General features: G+C 56.1%; 11 protein-coding genes. 5 read left to right on the top strand and 6 right to left on the bottom strand.

What is annotated here, in order from left to right; all coding sequences use genetic code 11:
- Positions 1 to 5: 5 nt before the first annotated feature.
- The 4 genes from Q31a_RS03630 to Q31a_RS03615 form a co-directional block, all read right to left on the bottom strand.
- Entirely contained in the window at positions 6 to 485 is a 480-nt protein-coding gene (locus Q31a_RS03630; protein ID WP_197356162.1) for a DUF4381 domain-containing protein, read from the bottom strand.
- On the bottom strand, positions 482 to 1,402 hold the full coding sequence (locus tag Q31a_RS03625; RefSeq protein WP_145074126.1) for a DUF58 domain-containing protein: 921 nt from the start codon (positions 1,400 to 1,402) through the stop codon (positions 482 to 484). Before Q31a_RS03625 ends, Q31a_RS03630 begins: the two co-directional genes overlap by 4 nt.
- A 7-nt stretch (positions 1,403 to 1,409) precedes the next feature.
- On the bottom strand, positions 1,410 to 2,369 hold the full coding sequence (locus Q31a_RS03620; protein WP_145074123.1) for an AAA family ATPase: 960 nt from the start codon (positions 2,367 to 2,369) through the stop codon (positions 1,410 to 1,412).
- A 782-nt stretch (positions 2,370 to 3,151) separates the two neighbouring features.
- Positions 3,152 to 4,198 carry a hypothetical protein gene (locus tag Q31a_RS03615; RefSeq protein ID WP_145074120.1) on the bottom strand — a complete coding sequence of 349 codons (1,047 nt, stop codon included), beginning with the start codon at positions 4,196 to 4,198 and terminating at the stop codon, positions 3,152 to 3,154.
- Between the two features lie 646 nt (positions 4,199 to 4,844).
- Here Q31a_RS03615 and Q31a_RS03610 point away from each other — a divergent pair.
- The 5 genes from Q31a_RS03610 to larA all read left to right on the top strand — a co-directional run bounded on the left by Q31a_RS03610 (position 4,845) and on the right by larA (position 12,534).
- Positions 4,845 to 5,591 (top strand): metallopeptidase, encoded by a 747-nt coding sequence (locus tag Q31a_RS03610; protein ID WP_145074117.1) that lies wholly within the window; start codon positions 4,845 to 4,847, stop codon positions 5,589 to 5,591.
- Positions 5,592 to 5,928: 337 nt separating this feature from the next.
- Positions 5,929 to 7,320, top strand: coding sequence for a sulfatase family protein (locus Q31a_RS03605; RefSeq protein ID WP_145074113.1), 1,392 nt, complete (start codon positions 5,929 to 5,931; stop codon positions 7,318 to 7,320).
- 88 nt (positions 7,321 to 7,408) lie between these two features.
- Entirely contained in the window at positions 7,409 to 8,821 is a 1,413-nt protein-coding gene (locus Q31a_RS03600; protein WP_231691050.1) for a sulfatase family protein, read from the top strand.
- A gap of 667 nt (positions 8,822 to 9,488) precedes the next feature.
- The gene (locus Q31a_RS03595) at positions 9,489 to 11,231 is read left to right on the top strand and encodes an L-lactate permease (RefSeq protein WP_145074107.1); all 1,743 of its coding nucleotides are present in this window, start codon (positions 9,489 to 9,491) and stop codon (positions 11,229 to 11,231) included.
- Between the two features lie 13 nt (positions 11,232 to 11,244).
- Positions 11,245 to 12,534, top strand: a complete 1,290-nt coding sequence (gene larA, locus Q31a_RS03590) for a nickel-dependent lactate racemase (protein WP_145074104.1) — start codon at positions 11,245 to 11,247, stop codon at positions 12,532 to 12,534.
- A gap of 230 nt (positions 12,535 to 12,764) precedes the next feature.
- Here the strand turns inward: larA and Q31a_RS03585 are convergent, their stop codons facing one another.
- Together Q31a_RS03585 and Q31a_RS03580 are read right to left on the bottom strand one after the other, a co-directional pair.
- A complete protein-coding gene (locus Q31a_RS03585; RefSeq protein ID WP_197356160.1) occupies positions 12,765 to 13,985 on the bottom strand; it encodes an acyltransferase family protein in 1,221 nt (406 codons plus the stop codon).
- Positions 13,982 to 16,678, bottom strand: a complete 2,697-nt coding sequence (locus Q31a_RS03580) for a discoidin domain-containing protein (RefSeq protein ID WP_197356158.1) — start codon at positions 16,676 to 16,678, stop codon at positions 13,982 to 13,984. Before Q31a_RS03580 ends, Q31a_RS03585 begins: the two co-directional genes overlap by 4 nt.
- Positions 16,679 to 16,745 lie beyond the last annotated feature (67 nt).

The following is a 16,745-nucleotide window of genomic DNA, read 5'->3' as shown; positions in this document are numbered from 1 at the left end:
AATCGCTAAGGCTCCTTCCTGGCTCGGTCCACGCCCGTCGGGATGCGGTGGAATTGAATCCAGCGCGCCGCATACGCTTTGAGTTCGCCCAGCTCCGAAGTGTTATTGGCGGAAGAGTATCCCCCATCGGCCAATTGCTGTCGACACGACGCCGACATGGGCTCTGCTGCCCTGGCGGCCATCCAATCGGGCCAATGGTAGCCGGTTTGATAGGCGACTTCCGCACGCGGTGCAACTTTCAAAGCGGTGCGTCGGAGTAGTTCAGAGATGGCAGCGACACTGTCCGCCGAGGCAAGCTCCTGGAGAGCGACTCGGCGGTATGCATTGGCATGCCATTGTTTCCAACTCCGGTAAAACGCGTAGGTGGCCCCAACTGCAAAGACGCTCAAAAGAACGTACCAACCAGGCGTCAGCGGCCACCAGGAGACGGTAGGCGGGACGACGATGTCGTGCAAGAGATCGAGGCTTGTGAGGTCGTCGTTCATGACTTTGCAGGGCGATCTCCGAGCAGGAAACGAATTTGGTCCGCGACGGGTTCCGCAGTCGTGATTGGTAGGATCGGCACGCGTAGGTTGTGGAACAATTGCTTCCATTCATCTAAGCGTTGCTGAAAGGCGTCGCGAAACGAAGCAGCAAACTGAGCACCATGCGGAATGCTCCACGTCCGCCCCCGATCGGCAGCGACCATTCCTGGCGAACCGATTAAAGACGCTCCTAGCGGATCGTACACCGCAACCACCAACACATCGTTGTGCGCGGCGATTTGAGTCGCCAGCCGCTGGGTCAGTTCATCGGCTCCATCGAGGTCGCTGACGATTACCACCAGGTGACTATGGTTGGCCACGCTCGAAGCCATTTTCAAAGCATCATTCAGCGAGTGCTCGCCGGAAAGGAAATCGCCAGTTGCCAAACGTACGTTGAAGCGAACTACTTCATGAAACAGCTGCAATAGGCGGGTTTGGCTACGATGAGGCCGGACCTGCACGACCTCCTGCTCATTGAAGACAATTCCGCCAACTCGATCACCGGAAGCCAGGGCCCGCCAGGCACCAATGGCAACCAGCTCCGCCGCAGCGACCGACTTCATCGCACGCTGACTACCAAACCACATGGGGCCGCGTTGATCGACCACAAACAGAACGGGACGTTCGCGCTCCTCGCTATAGACGCGCACCTGGGGCAAACGCAAGCGTGCAGTAGCCTTCCAGTCGATGGTGCGGACATCGTCGCCTTGGTGGTACTGTCGAAGCTCCTCGAACGCTAAACCTCGCCCGCGCAGACGTGATGCATGTCGCCCGGACAACAGGGAAGCGACCGGCTGCCGAGGTTGTAGCGAGAACCCTCGCGCCTCTGCTTTGAGGAGCAGCATTTCTTGCAAACTGACTTGGACTCGGTCTTCCATATCCAACTTACGTAGGTACTACAGACTGGAGTAGCGTATTGATTACATCAGTTCGCGTGACGCCTGCGGCTTCGGCTTCGTAGGTCAAGTGCACGCGATGCGCGAGACAAGCTGGAGCCACGGCACGAATATTATCGGGCGATACAAAATCTTGTCCGTGCAACCAGGCATGGGCCCGAGCGGCCGCATCCAGGGCGATCGTACCACGGGGACTCGCCCCAATGCGAATCCACTTCGAGAGATTTCCCTCAAAGCGTTCCGGTTGACGGGTAGCGAGAACCAGATCAACGATGTATTTCTCCGCACCCTCTGCCACATGGATAGCGTTGACCTCCTGTCGCGCGGCGAAGATCACCTCTTGCGAGATTTTCGCGGGTGCTTGTCCCTCGCTGCCAGATTTTTCACTGCGAACCAATCGCAGAATAGCCAGCTCGTTGTCGCCAGCCGGGTAATCGACTCGCACGTAAAGCAGGAAGCGATCCATTTGCGCTTCCGGAAGCGGGTAAGTGCCTTCCTGCTCGATAGGATTCTGCGTCGCCAATACTAGAAACAAACCCGGTAGCGGATGAGTCTCAGAGGCAACGGTAACCTGCCGTTCTTCCATGGCTTCGAGCAAAGCGGCTTGAACCTTCGCCGGGGCGCGGTTGATTTCGTCGGCCAAGACCAGGTTGCCAAAGATGGGACCTGGCTGGAAATCAAAAGTCCCGCTTTGTTCACGGTAGATCTCAGCACCAGTCACGTCCGACGGTAGCAGATCCGGCGTAAACTGAATCCGACTGAACTGACTGTCTACCAAGCTGGACAATGTCTTGATCGAGCGAGTCTTTGCCGTACCCGGCAATCCTTCCATCAAGACGTGGCCGTTCGCCAACAAGGCGATCAGCAGCCGCTCGACAACTTCAGGCTGACCGAGCACTGAAGCATTGAGCGAATGGGAGAGTTGGCGAAATGATTCGCGAGCGTCCATGGATCGTCTCAGATAGCAGGAATGATCAACAATATTGCCTGGCGAAACTCAGGCGTTTCCTTAGCGTCCTATCGCAAAGCGAGTTGGAACGATGTTCGGCAACGAATAATTTCCATGGCACATTTTGCCGATGAAGCGTAGGAACTTTATATATTGCCGTGCACTCGCCGCCCACCCCCTTCTTTAGTCGCCAATAACCATCCAACAAAGAAGCCTGTCGCTCAATCCGCTACCCCCAAGGAGCGGAAGGAGCGGGGACACTGCACTTGGATGGTGGTTCAATTTTCACGTGCGACCGCGGTGTTTGAACGAGAAATGCTCTTAATCGACACGCCCAGCGAATGCAGCGGAACTTGAATGGAAGCCTTGACTGGTTGTGTTCGGTGATTGTCCTCAGCCAGTTCGCCGTTGCGGGGCAATTACCAGTCACGGTTCGGTCCAGATGCCCTCGAAACGAAGAGCCAAGCACTGGGATGATTGCTTATCCGGCCCCAACTTTCTCGCGGACCGGGGGTCCATGCTACTTAAAGACACGGGGACACAGCACTGGAATGGTGGATTGAGTTCACGACGAGTGGTGGATTCGTCAAATTGGAATCTAGGTGAGCCCCAGAACTCGCGATGATGGTAGTAACGAGAACCATCGTCGCAATCACGCCACTCTGGCCAGCAAGAGATAGAGGCGATGCAAACTATCGCGGGAGCCCAATCGAAGTTCGACCGAGCTGGCTGTAGCAAGGCTAGAGTAACCTGTAAGAAATCGATGAGCGACCGAATGGCTCCTAGTTGGGGAGCAATTCTCGCAGGCGGTGAGGGGCCCTGAATCGACTTTGCCGTCCTCGACTACGCGCGGCATCAATCACTTGAGGACGCCCCGCCACTAAACTGAATAAGCGACCAAAGTCGCGGACAAGCTCGCACCATGTCGGAGCGTCCAACTGCAAACGTTCGAGGACCGCCGGGGCCGCCGTCGAGGTACTACCGCGTTTGCCGGGAACGATCTGCCGTGCTGTCCAGTCGAGCAATTCGATATACGACTGAACCGACATTGTCAGAAACCCCTTATCGCTCGCACGCTTCCCACACGGATTGGGAGTGGGCTCCAGGGCTTTGCGCGGTTCATCGATTGTCAACGGAGCCAGAAAACTATCCGACCGCTGCTTGTCAGCGTCAGCGGCTTCCTCCTGGAGGGCGGCAATACGGCGCTGAACCGAAGTGTAGTCGCTGTCTTCAAGCAGCTCAGCCAAATCGGCGCGAATCGGATTGAGATCAACATACGCCGCACAGGCCAGCAACCCTTGCTCATCAAGAATTCGGACAGCCTTGAAGCGACTCTCCCAGAATTTCCCACGAATCTCTTCTTCAGCATTAGCCTTCTGAGCAATCTTCTGACACAGCAGCCGCATCCACCACGAAAGATCGCTGAGTCGCGAGCGGATCATTTTCAGTTTATCGGGGTCGGTACGAATCGAATTCAGCTCTGCTTCGTTTGGTTCCAGCGCCATGCCATCAGGCCCCTTGCGCTGAGGGCAGATCATCAACCACCGGCGAGCTACTTCCGTATCGTCCCACGTCGCCACCACATCGGGCCGCGAGCGAAGGAGTTGGTGAAGATGGTTGGAGAGTATTGAAAACGCGAGTATGTCCACTGCAAAAAACTTGGCTTGCTGCTTGAGTAACTCCTCGATCCAAGATTTGCGATGGTCGTAGTTCTTGCCGGTTACGGGATCGTAGCCCAGTAAAAAGCAGCGTCGGACGACCCGATTGAAGACGTGCACAATCGCAATCTCTTCCGACGCAAAATGATTTGCGCGAGCTAAGCGAGCCATGAAAGTGGCCCCTCTGTAAAAAGATTCACCGTCCCGCGTACCAGTCTTTGCTAGCACGCCACAAGCGTCGGCGGTCGTTTTTCCAGCACCGATATAAGTTCAGACGGAGAGAAACGAACTCCCTTACAACTACTTTCACCTTTTGAGGAAAGTTTTTTGGAAACAAAGTATGCGATGCCACCGCATCGACCGCAAAGTGCCATGTCCCCGTTCCGTAGCTCCCGTTCCTGCAGCTTGGTAGAGCGCTGTGTCCCCGTCGCTTTTGGTGGAGTGCAGTGTCCCCGTCGCTGTAGCTCCCCGTCGCTCCTTGGTCGCTCCAACCGTAGCTCACGTAGCTTGCAGTCCGGTAGGGTGCTGTGTCCCCATCGCTTTACCCCTGTAGCTATCGCTCAGTGGAGTGCTGTGTCCCCGTCGCTTCACCCGTCGCTTGTACACTGTGTCCCTGTCACTTGGTAGCTTGTCATAGCATCTTGCGAGCCGCGAGGGGCGTTGCCATGCCAATCGCACAATCGCTAGCCTCTGTGGAATTGTCTAATCTGCCGGCGGCTTGGGGGATCAATTTGAGGTTAAGCTATAGGGCACGATGAAAAACAAACCCAAGTCGATGCTCGATTCCAAGACATTCTTACTAAAAAGGGAAAGAGTGATGAACACTATCATTGAGCAAGGTAGGGTCGGCAGTACTCGAAAGAAGCTTCTACTTGCTTGCCTTCTACTGCTACTGCTCCCCACGGATCTACGGGGTGACGACAGCTCGCCAGCCTTCTACCAGCCCACCGTTCGCCAAATCGAAGGATGGACGGTCAAGGTGGACCCGATGATGTTGACGGATGAACACGCGGAGAAGGGGCAGCGGGCGCTCGATGCGTTAGCGAATCATCTTCAGCGTTGTACTTACGTTATTAAAGGCGAGACGCTCGCCGAACTGCAAAAGCTACCCATTTGGATCGAATGGGCAGGACAGGGGCGCGGCTTGGTCTATCATCCGAATCGCGACTGGTTGAAGGACAACGGATTCAATCCCGCAATGGCAAGGCATGTTCATGTTCCGAATGTCGATCACTTGCTCGAGCGCAAACAATGGGGCAAGCACCCTTATGCGATCATGCATGAACTCGCGCACGCGTACCACGACCAAGTTTTAGGATGGCAGGCTCCAGAGATTCGGACGCTATTTGAAGCGGCTAAGAATTCGGGTGGATACGATAATGTCCTCACCCACGATCATCAAACCGCCCGCCACTACGGGATGAATAACCATAAAGAATACTTCGCCGAGTCAACAGAGGCATACTTAGGCGTGAACGACTTCTATCCTTTTGTACGCGCGGAACTCAAACAACACGATCCAAGAATGTTTGCGTTGCTCGCTCAGATTTGGGGCGATTTTTGACATCGTAGGCGAGCATCGCGAATAACGTCGGCGCGATCGCCGAATTCATCCACTCAAAATGAATGCAGGGTTCTCGCTCCAGCATGGCGACCGTCCTGACTGATGACCAGGGCTACGGTGGCTGAAACTGTCTTGTGCATCACCACGATCCGAATTGGTACCATGACCAATGTGAGCAGCCAACCGGAACCACCGTGGTGTAAACAGACCAAGAGCAAAGCGGCCTTCGCATTTGCAGACTACGAAGAATCGAAACACTCACCGCACTAGCGGGCCAACCAACAGCGCGTCAAGCAATGAATCATGAAGCCCCCATTCGCAAATTGGTATAACAATAATGAGTCCACAAAAGCTATTGCAACTTGCCGGGGTCTTGGCGGCCCTGCTGGCTCCAAGCAACGGAAGTCGCGCTGAAACACTTCGCGACTCGCGCCCCAACATCGTTGTGGTGGTCGCCGATGACATGGGGTGGGGCGACTGTGCTACTTATGGTCATGAGATCATCCAATCGCCGAACTTGGACAAACTGGCTGCCGAAGGTGTGAAATTTACGCAGGGCTATTCGGCTTGCGGAGTTTGCTCGCCATCGCGTTCGGCGATCCTCACCGGTCGCACGCCGTATCGCAATGGTGTCTACCGTCACCTTTCTGGGATTCACGAAGCACATCTGCGAGCCAGTGAAATCACTTACCCCCAATTGCTGAAGACGATTGGCTATCAAACCTGTCACGTTGGCAAATGGCATCTTCTTTCCCGTCAGCAATTCGGCAACCCCGAGTATCCTCAACCGGGGCAGCAAGGGGGCTATGACTACTGGATGGCGACGCAAAACAATGCTGAGCCGAGTCATAAGAATCCAAACAACTTCATCCGAAATGGTGAAGCGGTTGGCGAGACCGTGGGCTACTCCGCCCCACTGGTCGCCGACGAGGCAATTCACTGGCTGGCCGACGTGCGCGATGCGTCTAAGCCATTTGTGCTCTCGGCCTGGTTTCACGAGCCCCATAAGCCAATCGCGACAGACAGAAAATTCTCCGCTCTCTACCCGGGACAAAGTGAAAGGGACAGCACTTATTTCGGCAACATCACTCAACTGGATTTTGCCCTAGGAAAGATCATAGAAACGCTCGAAGCTCAAGGTGTGGCAGACAACACTCTGCTTATTTTCACGTCGGACAATGGTCCCGTTCCGAGCAGCGGTGGAAGCACTGGCGGCTTGCGAGGTAACAAACGCAACGACTACGAAGGCGGCATCCGTGTTCCCTTCCTCGCTCGCTGGCCGGGACACATCCAAGCGGGAACCGTGAGCGATACACCGGTGATTGGGACGGATATTTTTTCGACAGTGCTGGACATAGTCGGCATTCCCTTGCCGAAAGATCGCGCGATCGATGGAGCGAGTATGCTTCCGGTGTTCGCCGGAAATACGATTGAACGTAAGATTCCAATGTTCTGGCGCACCCATGTTTCTCCTCCCGGAGACCGCGTCGCGATGCGGATCGGCAATTGGAAAATGGTCGCCAACGATACGTTGTCCGCATTCCAACTGTTCGATGCGCAGAAGGATTGGCAAGAAAAAGACAACCTGGCAGCGAAGATGCCTGCCAAAACTGCGGAAATGAAAGCGATCTTGCTGCAAACGTGGAATGACATCGTCGAAGAAGGTCCCAACGAATGGTGGGAAGCTGAAACGCAGAAGCCCGCAAGAGGCGGAACGCTTTCGTACTGATCGTCGACAGTGTTTTACAATACGACATAAACGTCCATCCCCCTGCAAGGCAAACTAGATGCAACCAATCCTCAAAGCTGCTCTTGTCATGGCATCGATCGCACCCTTCGTTCAAGCCGCCGAACGTCCGCCCAATTTTGTCGTCATCTTCGCTGACGATCAAGGTTACCAGGATGTCGGCAGTTACGGATCGCCCGACATTCGTACGCCGCGTCTCGATGCGATGGCGAGCGAAGGTTTGAAGTTCACGGACTTCTATGCACAACCGATCTGCGGTCCTTCTCGAGCAGCGATCATGACAGGTTGCTATCCCATGCGGGTAGCCGAGCGAGGCAACATCAAAAAGATCCACCCAGTCCTACATCGCGATGAAATCACGATCGCCGAATTGCTCAAAGGGAAAGGGTATGCTACCGCATGTTTTGGCAAGTGGGATCTGGCGGGTCACTCACAGACGGGTTTCCAGAGAGATCTCTTTCCGCATCAGCAAGGATTCGACTACTTCTACGGAACGCCTACTAGCAACGACAAAATCGTGAATCTGTATCGGAACGATCAGTTGATCGAGCGGGAAACGGAGCTGGCAACGCTCACGCAGCGCTATACCGACGAAGCGATCGATTTTATCAACCAGAATCGCGATCAGCCGTTCTTCGTTTATCTACCGCATTCGATGCCACACACTCGGCTTGCTGCTTCCAAGGAGTTTCGAGGCCAAAGCCAACGTGGGCTCTACGGAGATGTGATCGAAGAGCTGGATTATAGCGTCGGTCGAATTCTCGACGCGATTAACAAGGCAGGGTTGAAACAGAATACCTACGTCTTATTCACCAGCGACAACGGGCCGTGGCTGATCAAGAACAAGGGGCATGCCGATGGTCATCTTCCAAGCGACCACGGTGGTTCGGCGGGGCCGCTACGCAGCGGAAAGGTATCGACGTTTGAGGGTGGCGTGCGTGTACCGACAATCCTGTGGGGCCCTGAGCGAGTACCCGCGGGGACAACTTGTGACAAGCTGGCCAGCACGTTGGACATCCTACCAACTTTGGCCGCGTTCGCCGGAGCTGAGTTGCCCAGAGATCGCGTGATCGACGGCGAAGACATTTGTCACTTATTTCATGGTGAGTTCGACAAGGCTGATCAAGACAAAGCGTTCTTCTATTACCTGCGTGTTCACCTTCAAGCGGTCAGACAAGGGAAGTGGAAGCTTCACTTGCCACGTGATCGAGAGCCGGTCGGAGCTGCTCCGTTCAGCAGGAACGTACATATCGCGCCCGCCGATCGTATCGGCTTCGATCAGCCATTCCTAGTCGATTTAGAGAACGATATCGGAGAAACGACAAGCGTCGCCGACCAGCATCCCGATGTCGTCGCACGGCTGCTCAATTTGGCCGAGGGAATGCGTGAAGACCTGGGTGACTACGATCGTGTCGGCACCAACATGCGTTTCTTTGACCCAATTGCCAAGCGTCCGCAAACGCCTCCTCTTCCTGGTAAGTAGTCAAACACGAGAAAAAGCACAGCACGCTATTGAGCATGACCTCTTTTTCTCGGGGCTCATCGGCGGCACCGGCTGGACGCAATCGAATCGTTTCGTGTTCTCAGTCAAAGGACGACTGTTTTTGCCTAGTTGCTTGATGGTACTAGAGACCGTCGGAACAATTATTGACACGTAGTCGCGAACCGCTCCGCCGATTCGTTCGGGAAAATGCCGATCGGCGGAGCGATTTGGCGACACTTATTGTTCCGACGGTCCGCAGCACTTGTTTGGTTTCGGGTGCGAGCTGCGAAAACAACCAGCCGCCACAAGGCTGGCCGAGTTGCCGCAATTGATACGTGCACGCATTAACCAGCTCAAGGGTGTGATGCAGCATCTGTACTAACTCGGCAAAGTTCGCAAACAATTTGGCGGCAAACTGCTGAAACTATTTTATCTTCTGGCGAACAAATTGCCTGATTTGCTCGGCGGCGCTTGCAACGGTAAGGCTTCCAGCGTTAGATTTGACACCGCCGAGGCTTCCTCTCCCGCAATGTTAGCTTGAGAACCCACATTTTGCTGGAGGAAGCCTCTATATCATAAGCATCCGTTTGGCCAAGCTAAGGGCGCACTACGCAGACCGCCTTGTACCCACCAAGCAATTTAATTCAACGATTGAAGTTAGCCTCACATGTCCCCTACATTGCTTGCCATCTTGGCGCTGACGCCGATCTTGACCGTAGGCGTTTTCTTAGTCGGGTTTCGATGGCCGGCAAGCCGCGCCATGCCGCTATGCTACATCACCGTCTGTGTGCTGGCCTTGGCGATTTGGGACTTGCCTGGGGTGCAGGTTGCGGCAGCCAGTACCAAAGGTTTTGTGATCGCTTGCTCGTTGCTCTTTATTGTGTTCGGCGCCGTACTGCTGTTGAACACTCTCGAACAATGCGGAGCGATGGCACAGATCCGGCGAAATTTCTTGTCGATATCGCCTGATCGGCGGATCCAAGCGATCATCATTGCCTGGCTCTTCGGCTCATTTATTGAAGGTGCAGCGGGTTTTGGAACGCCGGCTGCGCTCGCTGTGCCCTTAATGGTAGGTCTGCGTTTCCCTCCTCTCGCAGCCGTGTTTGCGGGTATGGTGATTCAAAGTACTCCCGTTTCCTTCGGCGCAGCCGGGACGCCGATATTGATCGGGATTAACACCGGACTCTCGGGTGCTGGCGGCGACGTGGTCCGCGAGTATGCAACCCAACTCGGGTTCGCTCAGGGTGCCGAGGGTTGGAGCGACTTTCTGCACTTCATAGGGATCCGTGTGGCATTGATTCACGCAGTGCTCGGCACACTCATTCCGCTGCTGATGGTCACCTTAATGACTAAGTTTTTCGGGCCAAGTAGATCATTTCGCGACGGGCTTGCGGTGGCGCCATTTGCACTATTCGCAGCGTTTTCGATGACAATTCCATACCTGCTTACTGCCATTTTTCTGGGCCCCGAATTTCCGTCCATACTCGGCGGGCTCATCGGGCTCGCGATCGTCGTCTTCGCGTCGTCGCGTGGATTTCTCATGCCCTCTGCCGAGAAGATTTGGGACTTTGCACCGGAAGACCAGTGGGATGCGTCGTGGACGGGAACGGTCATACCGCATTCCGACGCGCAATCGGATCGGCCCATAGGGACGTTCTCCGCATGGATGCCCTATCTAATGGTGGCGGCGATTCTGGTCGCAACTCGAGTGATTCCCGCGCTCAAGGCATTTACCGTAAACACACTGAGTTTCACGGTCCCGTTCGCGTTCGACGCAGGCAATCCCGAGAGTGGATTCTTTGGGACCTCTCTTTATCAAACGGTGCAGCCGCTCTACTTGCCGGGCATGGTGTTCCTACTCGTTTCACTGATCGCCTTTGCCTACTTCAAGACGTTCAACGGCTTCACCAGCGGCGGCTACGCCAAGGCGTGGGTGAGCTCGGCGCGAACGATGTACCGTGCCAGCCCGGCGCTCCTGTTTGCGGTAGCGATGGTACAGGTTTTCATCAATAGTGGTGGTGGCTCCCACGGATACCCCGACATGCCGATCGCCCTTGCGGAAGGCGCTGCGAGGCTGATGGGCTCCGCATGGCCCGCGCTTGCACCAATGATCGGTGGCCTCGGCGCTGCAGTCGCGGGAAGCAACACGGTAAGTAATATGATGTTCTCACTATTCCAGTTCGACGTCGGCGTCCGCATTGGAATGGACCCCGTCTGGATCGTCGCACTGCAGGCAATCGGCGGCGCCGCAGGGAACACGATCTGCGTACACAACGTGGTCGCCGCTTCGGCGGTTGTAGGACTCACAGGTCAAGAAGGGGCTGTCATCCGTAAGACATGTGTGGTCTTCTTCTACTACGCACTGACGCCGGGGATTGTCTTTTGGCTGTTCTCCGATCTACTCTTGTAAGGTCCTCGATACCATGCAAATCGACCTACTCTATGGCACCGGCAAGCAATCGCTAACGCTTCCGGACAATGCCAATATCACGGTCATCCGCAAGCCCCTGATGCCGCAGATCGAAGATCCACGGGCGGCGGTGCAAGCGGCGCTCACATCACCGGTCGGTGCAGCGTCACTTGCTACGCTGGCGCAAACGGCTCGCTCGGTCTGCATCGCTGTGTGCGACATCACTCGCCCTGTCCCCAATCATCTATTTCTCCGACCGATCATTGAGACATTGTTCGAAGCCGGCATCCCTGCTGAAGCGATTACCATTCTCGTTGCAACTGGGCTGCACCGGCCGAATGTCGGCTCGGAACTACAGCAGCTGATCGGGGATCCGTGGGTGCTGGACAACGTACGCGTCGTCAATCACGACGCGCGCAACGACGCGGACCATGTATTTCTTGGAGCCACCTCGACCCGTGGAACCACCGTCCGACTGGATCGCCGTTTTGTGGAGGCCGATCTGCGCATTGCGACCGGACTGGTGGAGCCTCACTTCATGGCGGGCTATTCAGGAGGCCGCAAAGTGATCGCTCCCGGGCTGGCCCACGCCGAGACGATTACAACGTTTCACAGCGGACGCTTCATGGCCGATCCCTTGGCCGACAGTTGCAACCTAGCCGGCAACCCGCTCCACGAAGAGCAACTCGAAATTGTGAAGATGCTCGGAGGAGCACTCGCAATCAACACCGTCATTGACGAGCAGCGCAAGCTGTCATTCGTCAACTTTGGAGAGATCGTCGAAAGCCACCAGGCAGCCGTGGACTATGTTCGCCAATATTGCGAAATCCCTGTTTCGCGGCGGTTCTCAACGGTCGTCACGAGTGCCGCAGGAGATCCACTGGACAAGACCTACTATCAGACGGTCAAGGGCATGGTTTGCGCGATGGACATCCTGGAACCAGGAGGTGACCTGATCATCGTTTCGTCCTGCTCCGAAGGCATGGGATCGGACGAGTTTGTCGCCGCTCAACGAAAACTCGTCGAACTCGGGCCCGACCGCTTTGTCAGCAGCATTCTGCCTAAGCCTCACGCGGCCATCGATGAATGGCAGACGCAGATGCAGACCAAACCGATGAAAGTTGGCAACGTCACTTTGGTTACCAGCGGACTTCGGGAATCGGACCATCAACTCACGGGTGTCCGTGTGACTCATTCGCTTCAAGACATCGTGGAGGAGAGTCTTGGCCGCAGTCCAGACGGCGCCGTGGCCGTCATCCCCGAAGGTCCCTACACAGTGCCCTTCTTTCGTGAGACGACTTAGGATCGCGCGGAACAGCAGTGGAGTTCGGCGCTTCCGACAAAAGGTTTGCTCCCCTGTTTTCAACGGCTGCGCATAGATCGAACGACTTGCTCGAATACGACTACCTTCACCGATATTGAGAAAGCGATCTCACAATACCCCCTGGCACAAGTCCTTCCTGCGAAGCCTTCCCCCGGGGCGGGCTGACGCAGGAGGCCACCGGCCGCGGAGGGTTCCCCTTACTTCGCCCGTCACAGACGCAGAAAGACTTTGCGGCGATACATCCACAAGATGATCAACCAGAGGATCAGCAGGACGCAGGCTCGTTGCATCATGGGAATCCACAGGTCGCCGAAGATTGAGAAAACATCCTGGCCCAGGTGAATCTGAAGCTGTTTTCGAATAAAAGAAGTACTCAGCTGAAACAAACAGTAAAGCGTGATAGGGTTGAGGCCAACGATCATCAGCGGGAAGGCGAGGCGTTTGAGTGACAATCCATCGACAAGGGCGACCATCACGGCCAGCATGATCGCCACGAACCCTGTGCTGTAGAGCGTCCACGCGGGCGTCCAGATGCGTTTGACAATCGGACAGATGCCGGTAAGGTCGAGCGCCATCCCCAAGGCAATGCCGAGCAAGCCGGCAAGCACCAGCCGCATTAGTTTGCCGGACATGGGCAGGTCGCTACGTAGCAGCCGCCCCGCGAGCAGGCCAAAGGTCATCGTGGCTAGTGAGGGGATAAAATTTAACGTCGCGTAGCCGCCTCGGTTAAAGGTGAATGGTTCGTCGCGTGGAAAGAGGTTAAGGAACCACAGATCGAAGTTGGAAGCGAAGTTGGCATTCTTTTCCCAGTGAGCGGCGAAGCCGGTGAGCCAAGACCAGTCCGGGGGAACGCCCACTGCCTGCCAATCAAAGTCAGCCGGCGGTAGCGGATGGAGGGCAAACGCCATCCAGTAGAGCGCCAAAATCGAAAAAGCGGCAATCCAGGTGGTACGAGATTTGGTGAATGCCAGCAGGAACAGCAGCGGATACCCCAGTCCGATCTGCGCCAAGACATTGGTGAAAACCCAATTGGTTTGTTCGCTCCAGGCGGAAGAGAGAAACACGGCCAGCAGGACTAGTAGTAGCGACCGCCACAGGGCATGCGCCAACATGAGCTGAAAGCTCTGGCCACGGGCACTTCGACTAGCCAGTGACCATGGTAGGGAGATGCCCACCATAAACATAAAGGCTGGCTGAATGAGGTCCCACAGGGCACAGCCCGCCCATTGCACGTGACCGCTTTGGTGTCCAAGAATCTGCCAAACGGAGCTATCGGGAAACTCCTTGGCAATCTCGGCCAGCCCCAGACCGCCACTGGCCATCAGTAGCATGATCGCGCCGCGGTAGGCATCGAGCGACGCCAGGCGGGTCGGCGCCGTTGCGGGTTCGGGCGTTAGAACCGTCGGCGACTTGGAGGCGTCTGAATTCACGGGTTGCTTCCGGCGAGGGGGGATGGTTGAGCCAGCTGCTTGAGCGGTGGCAGATACACGTGCGGCGGCACATCCTGCTGCACCGCTACTTGATCGAACACTTGCACTTCCGACAACAGGATGCCCCAGCCGTTGAGTGCTTCACAGGTCACTCGGACGAATCTCGCGGCCTGGGGCCGTTCCAAGACGACTCGATAGGCGTAGGCCAGTCGGCCGCCCGCTGGCAGCATCGCATACTGCGGAGAATCATCATGTTCCCAGGGTTGGAAATTCGCTGGCGGATCGAAGACTTGGTGATGCGTGGCCTCGCCTGTTTGGGAGAAGTTTTGGCCATCCTCTGAAACCTCCACGCGGATAACCTTCGGATAGGCCAGTTTGAACCCGGCTTCCTGCCCCGCATGAATCCGCACTGCGGCGACCTTCTGAGTCTTGCCCAGATCCAACGTGATTACTGCGGTGGCATCCTGCTCAAACATGACGTTCGTGGGCATGTAACTTTCGGAAACATCTTCATCGGGAGGAGCGATGATGCCGTCGGTCAGATCGCCGCCAGCGTCGAGGTTCTTCGCATGTTGCGGACCGGTGAGCGTGTAGCGTTTACCGAGCGCGATGTTGCGGCCCCATTCATAAAGCGCGGGCTTGACCGCTGCCCCCGAACCGATATCTACACCATCGGAGTACCCGTAGGTAACCTTCCCATCGGCTGGAGCCGAGCCCTGCAAATTCAGCCGGACCCATTGCATGGTGGGGTCGCGATAGCCGCCAACATTGATCGAATACTCCTCGGCAGGAGAGGCGATCCGCTGCGTATGCTGGCGCTCAACATCGCCACTTTCGCGATGCTCGATCCAACAGTAAGTAACCTCGATGGGAGTGAAACCTTTCACGCGTGGCTCGTGCTGCACAAGCATCCGAGCCGCCTGAATGCCTGGTCCGGCATAGCTGCGGGGATACTGTTGCGTCTGGAACTCATAACGCAGATATGCCTCACGCTGTCCCACGGGAATTGGCGTCACATCTCGGTTGATCATCAAGTCAAATGGTTCGTCGCCGTCGGCTTTCTCATAATCAGGGACAAAGGTTTGGCCATCGAACGAGTGTAATAGGGTCGCGCGGTCGTTGGCGGTCTTGACGCAGATCGTGCCACCGTAGTTGATAGCGGTGATAGGCGTGGGGGTGGCGATCTTCCAAGTCACGTGTGCGGCCGTGTTGGCTTCCGCCGGTCGCAGAATCGGCTTGTAGAAACCGACCTCCGTCTCGACATCGATCGACTCCTGTTCGTGGACCGTCTGGCTGTGGTTGCCGGTGACGATGGAAGGCAGGAACTGGACAGTCTCCGCTTGAGTCCCCAGGACCAGTTGCACACGATTGCCGCCGCGCGACAGACGCGGTAGAGCAGCCCGGTTGATCTGCGTGATGGTATCGACGACGACGGATTCCAGCCCCGCTCCGGCGCCCTGAATCTGCACCCTCACCAAGTATTCTGAAACGCCCGCCACGAATGGCTGCAGATCGAGTTCGAAGGCCATGGCGCTACCTCTCTCCGTACAGCTCCACACCGGTTGATAACTAGTACCGGCAGTCCGTGAGACCGAAACCGACACTCCATCGGTTACACTCAATCGGCTGACCTCCAGCGAGAGTTTCGCGGAGGTGACTACATTGCTTGCGGGAATACGCAGGAGCAAGGTGCCAGCCGCGTTTGCATCCGCTGGCTTGATCGCAAAACCACTTCGCGCATCACCGAAGGTCACTCCCGCCGAGTCATACACAAGCTGGTCCGCAAAACGGCTGCGCAGATCCGGGGCGTACCGCCAAACGCCATTGGCGCGAATACCAAGATGACGGTGCTGGCCTTCGGGATCCTTGCCCGTCTCGAGTGGCCGGAACGTACGACTTTTGTCCACTTCAGCGAGGTGACCGAAATAGCGGGTGTAGTGCTCATTTTCACGCAAGTTGATGGCGAAGCGTTGGCCCCACTGGGCATGCAGCCCCCCTCCGGAAATGGAGTTCGGAGCCTTGAAGGAGTCGTAACCGTTGGCAAGGGTGCGATGGTAATGTACAGGGCGGTCCGAAGCCTGCCGCCAGCCCTGATGATCGTTGATATCCTGCACCGGATTGGTGCCCACCTCGGGGGCGAAGTTGCGTAGATAGTAGTGCGGATTCTTTTCGATTTCTGCAACGCCGGCGACCTGACCGGTATCGTTGAAACAATAAAAGCTCATCGAGGCATCAAACATGTGCCAGCTCTTGCCATCGTCCCAAGAGGTTTCGCAGACGGTGTGATCACCGAGTTGAACGTAATGCGCCCGCCAACCCATGTTCAGCCAGAAGGTGTTGTTGAGACCCGAGATGATGCCGCAGTTGCAGTGTCCAAAGTTGTTGAAAAGCACGATGGGGTCAAGGACGTGCTGCCCGTCTTCGATCGGATTGGAGGTCTGCTTTCGCATGCGCTGTGACCAACGCCAGATGGCAATGGCTTTGTCTTGAGCGGTGGCATGCTGCGAAGTGATGGAGCGCAGGTAACTGTCGATATCGCTGAGGTCCGGGGTGCTATCGGTCCGCAAGCTGAGATTATAGACAGGTGCGGTAGGAAGCTCCCTCCATTCCGCATGCACGGACCGTTGCATCAAAACACCCAGCAACGACAGGATGAGATAGCCAACACTTGGCGAGCCATGAGAACGATGCATATTGTTGTTCATGAGGGGATAACACCGAAACGCCCGAATTGGGTCAGGGACGCCTAACATCGGGAGT

This window comes from Aureliella helgolandensis (genome assembly GCF_007752135.1).
Lineage (GTDB): Bacteria > Planctomycetota > Planctomycetia > Pirellulales > Pirellulaceae > Aureliella > Aureliella helgolandensis.
The sequence above is the reverse complement of the archived record's forward strand: the minus strand, read 5'-3'. Positions and strand labels throughout refer to the sequence as shown.

Bases quoted from the DNA above. Each gene is read 5' to 3' on its own strand.
- Q31a_RS03630 (WP_197356162.1), bottom strand. From the start codon at position 485: ATGAACGACGACCTCACAAGCCTCGATCTCTTGCACGACATCGTCGTC.
- Q31a_RS03605 (WP_145074113.1), top strand. From the start codon at position 5,929: ATGAGTCCACAAAAGCTATTGCAACTTGCCGGGGTCTTGGCGGCCCTG.
- Q31a_RS03600 (WP_231691050.1), top strand. From the start codon at position 7,409: ATGGCATCGATCGCACCCTTCGTTCAAGCCGCCGAACGTCCGCCCAAT.
- Q31a_RS03620 (WP_145074123.1), bottom strand. From the start codon at position 2,369: ATGGACGCTCGCGAATCATTTCGCCAACTCTCCCATTCGCTCAATGCT.
- Q31a_RS03610 (WP_145074117.1), top strand. From the start codon at position 4,845: ATGAACACTATCATTGAGCAAGGTAGGGTCGGCAGTACTCGAAAGAAG.
- Q31a_RS03595 (WP_145074107.1), top strand. From the start codon at position 9,489: ATGTCCCCTACATTGCTTGCCATCTTGGCGCTGACGCCGATCTTGACC.
- Q31a_RS03615 (WP_145074120.1), bottom strand. From the start codon at position 4,198: ATGGCTCGCTTAGCTCGCGCAAATCATTTTGCGTCGGAAGAGATTGCG.
- Q31a_RS03580 (WP_197356158.1), bottom strand. From the start codon at position 16,678: ATGCATCGTTCTCATGGCTCGCCAAGTGTTGGCTATCTCATCCTGTCG.
- larA (WP_145074104.1), top strand. From the start codon at position 11,245: ATGCAAATCGACCTACTCTATGGCACCGGCAAGCAATCGCTAACGCTT.
- Q31a_RS03625 (WP_145074126.1), bottom strand. From the start codon at position 1,402: ATGGAAGACCGAGTCCAAGTCAGTTTGCAAGAAATGCTGCTCCTCAAA.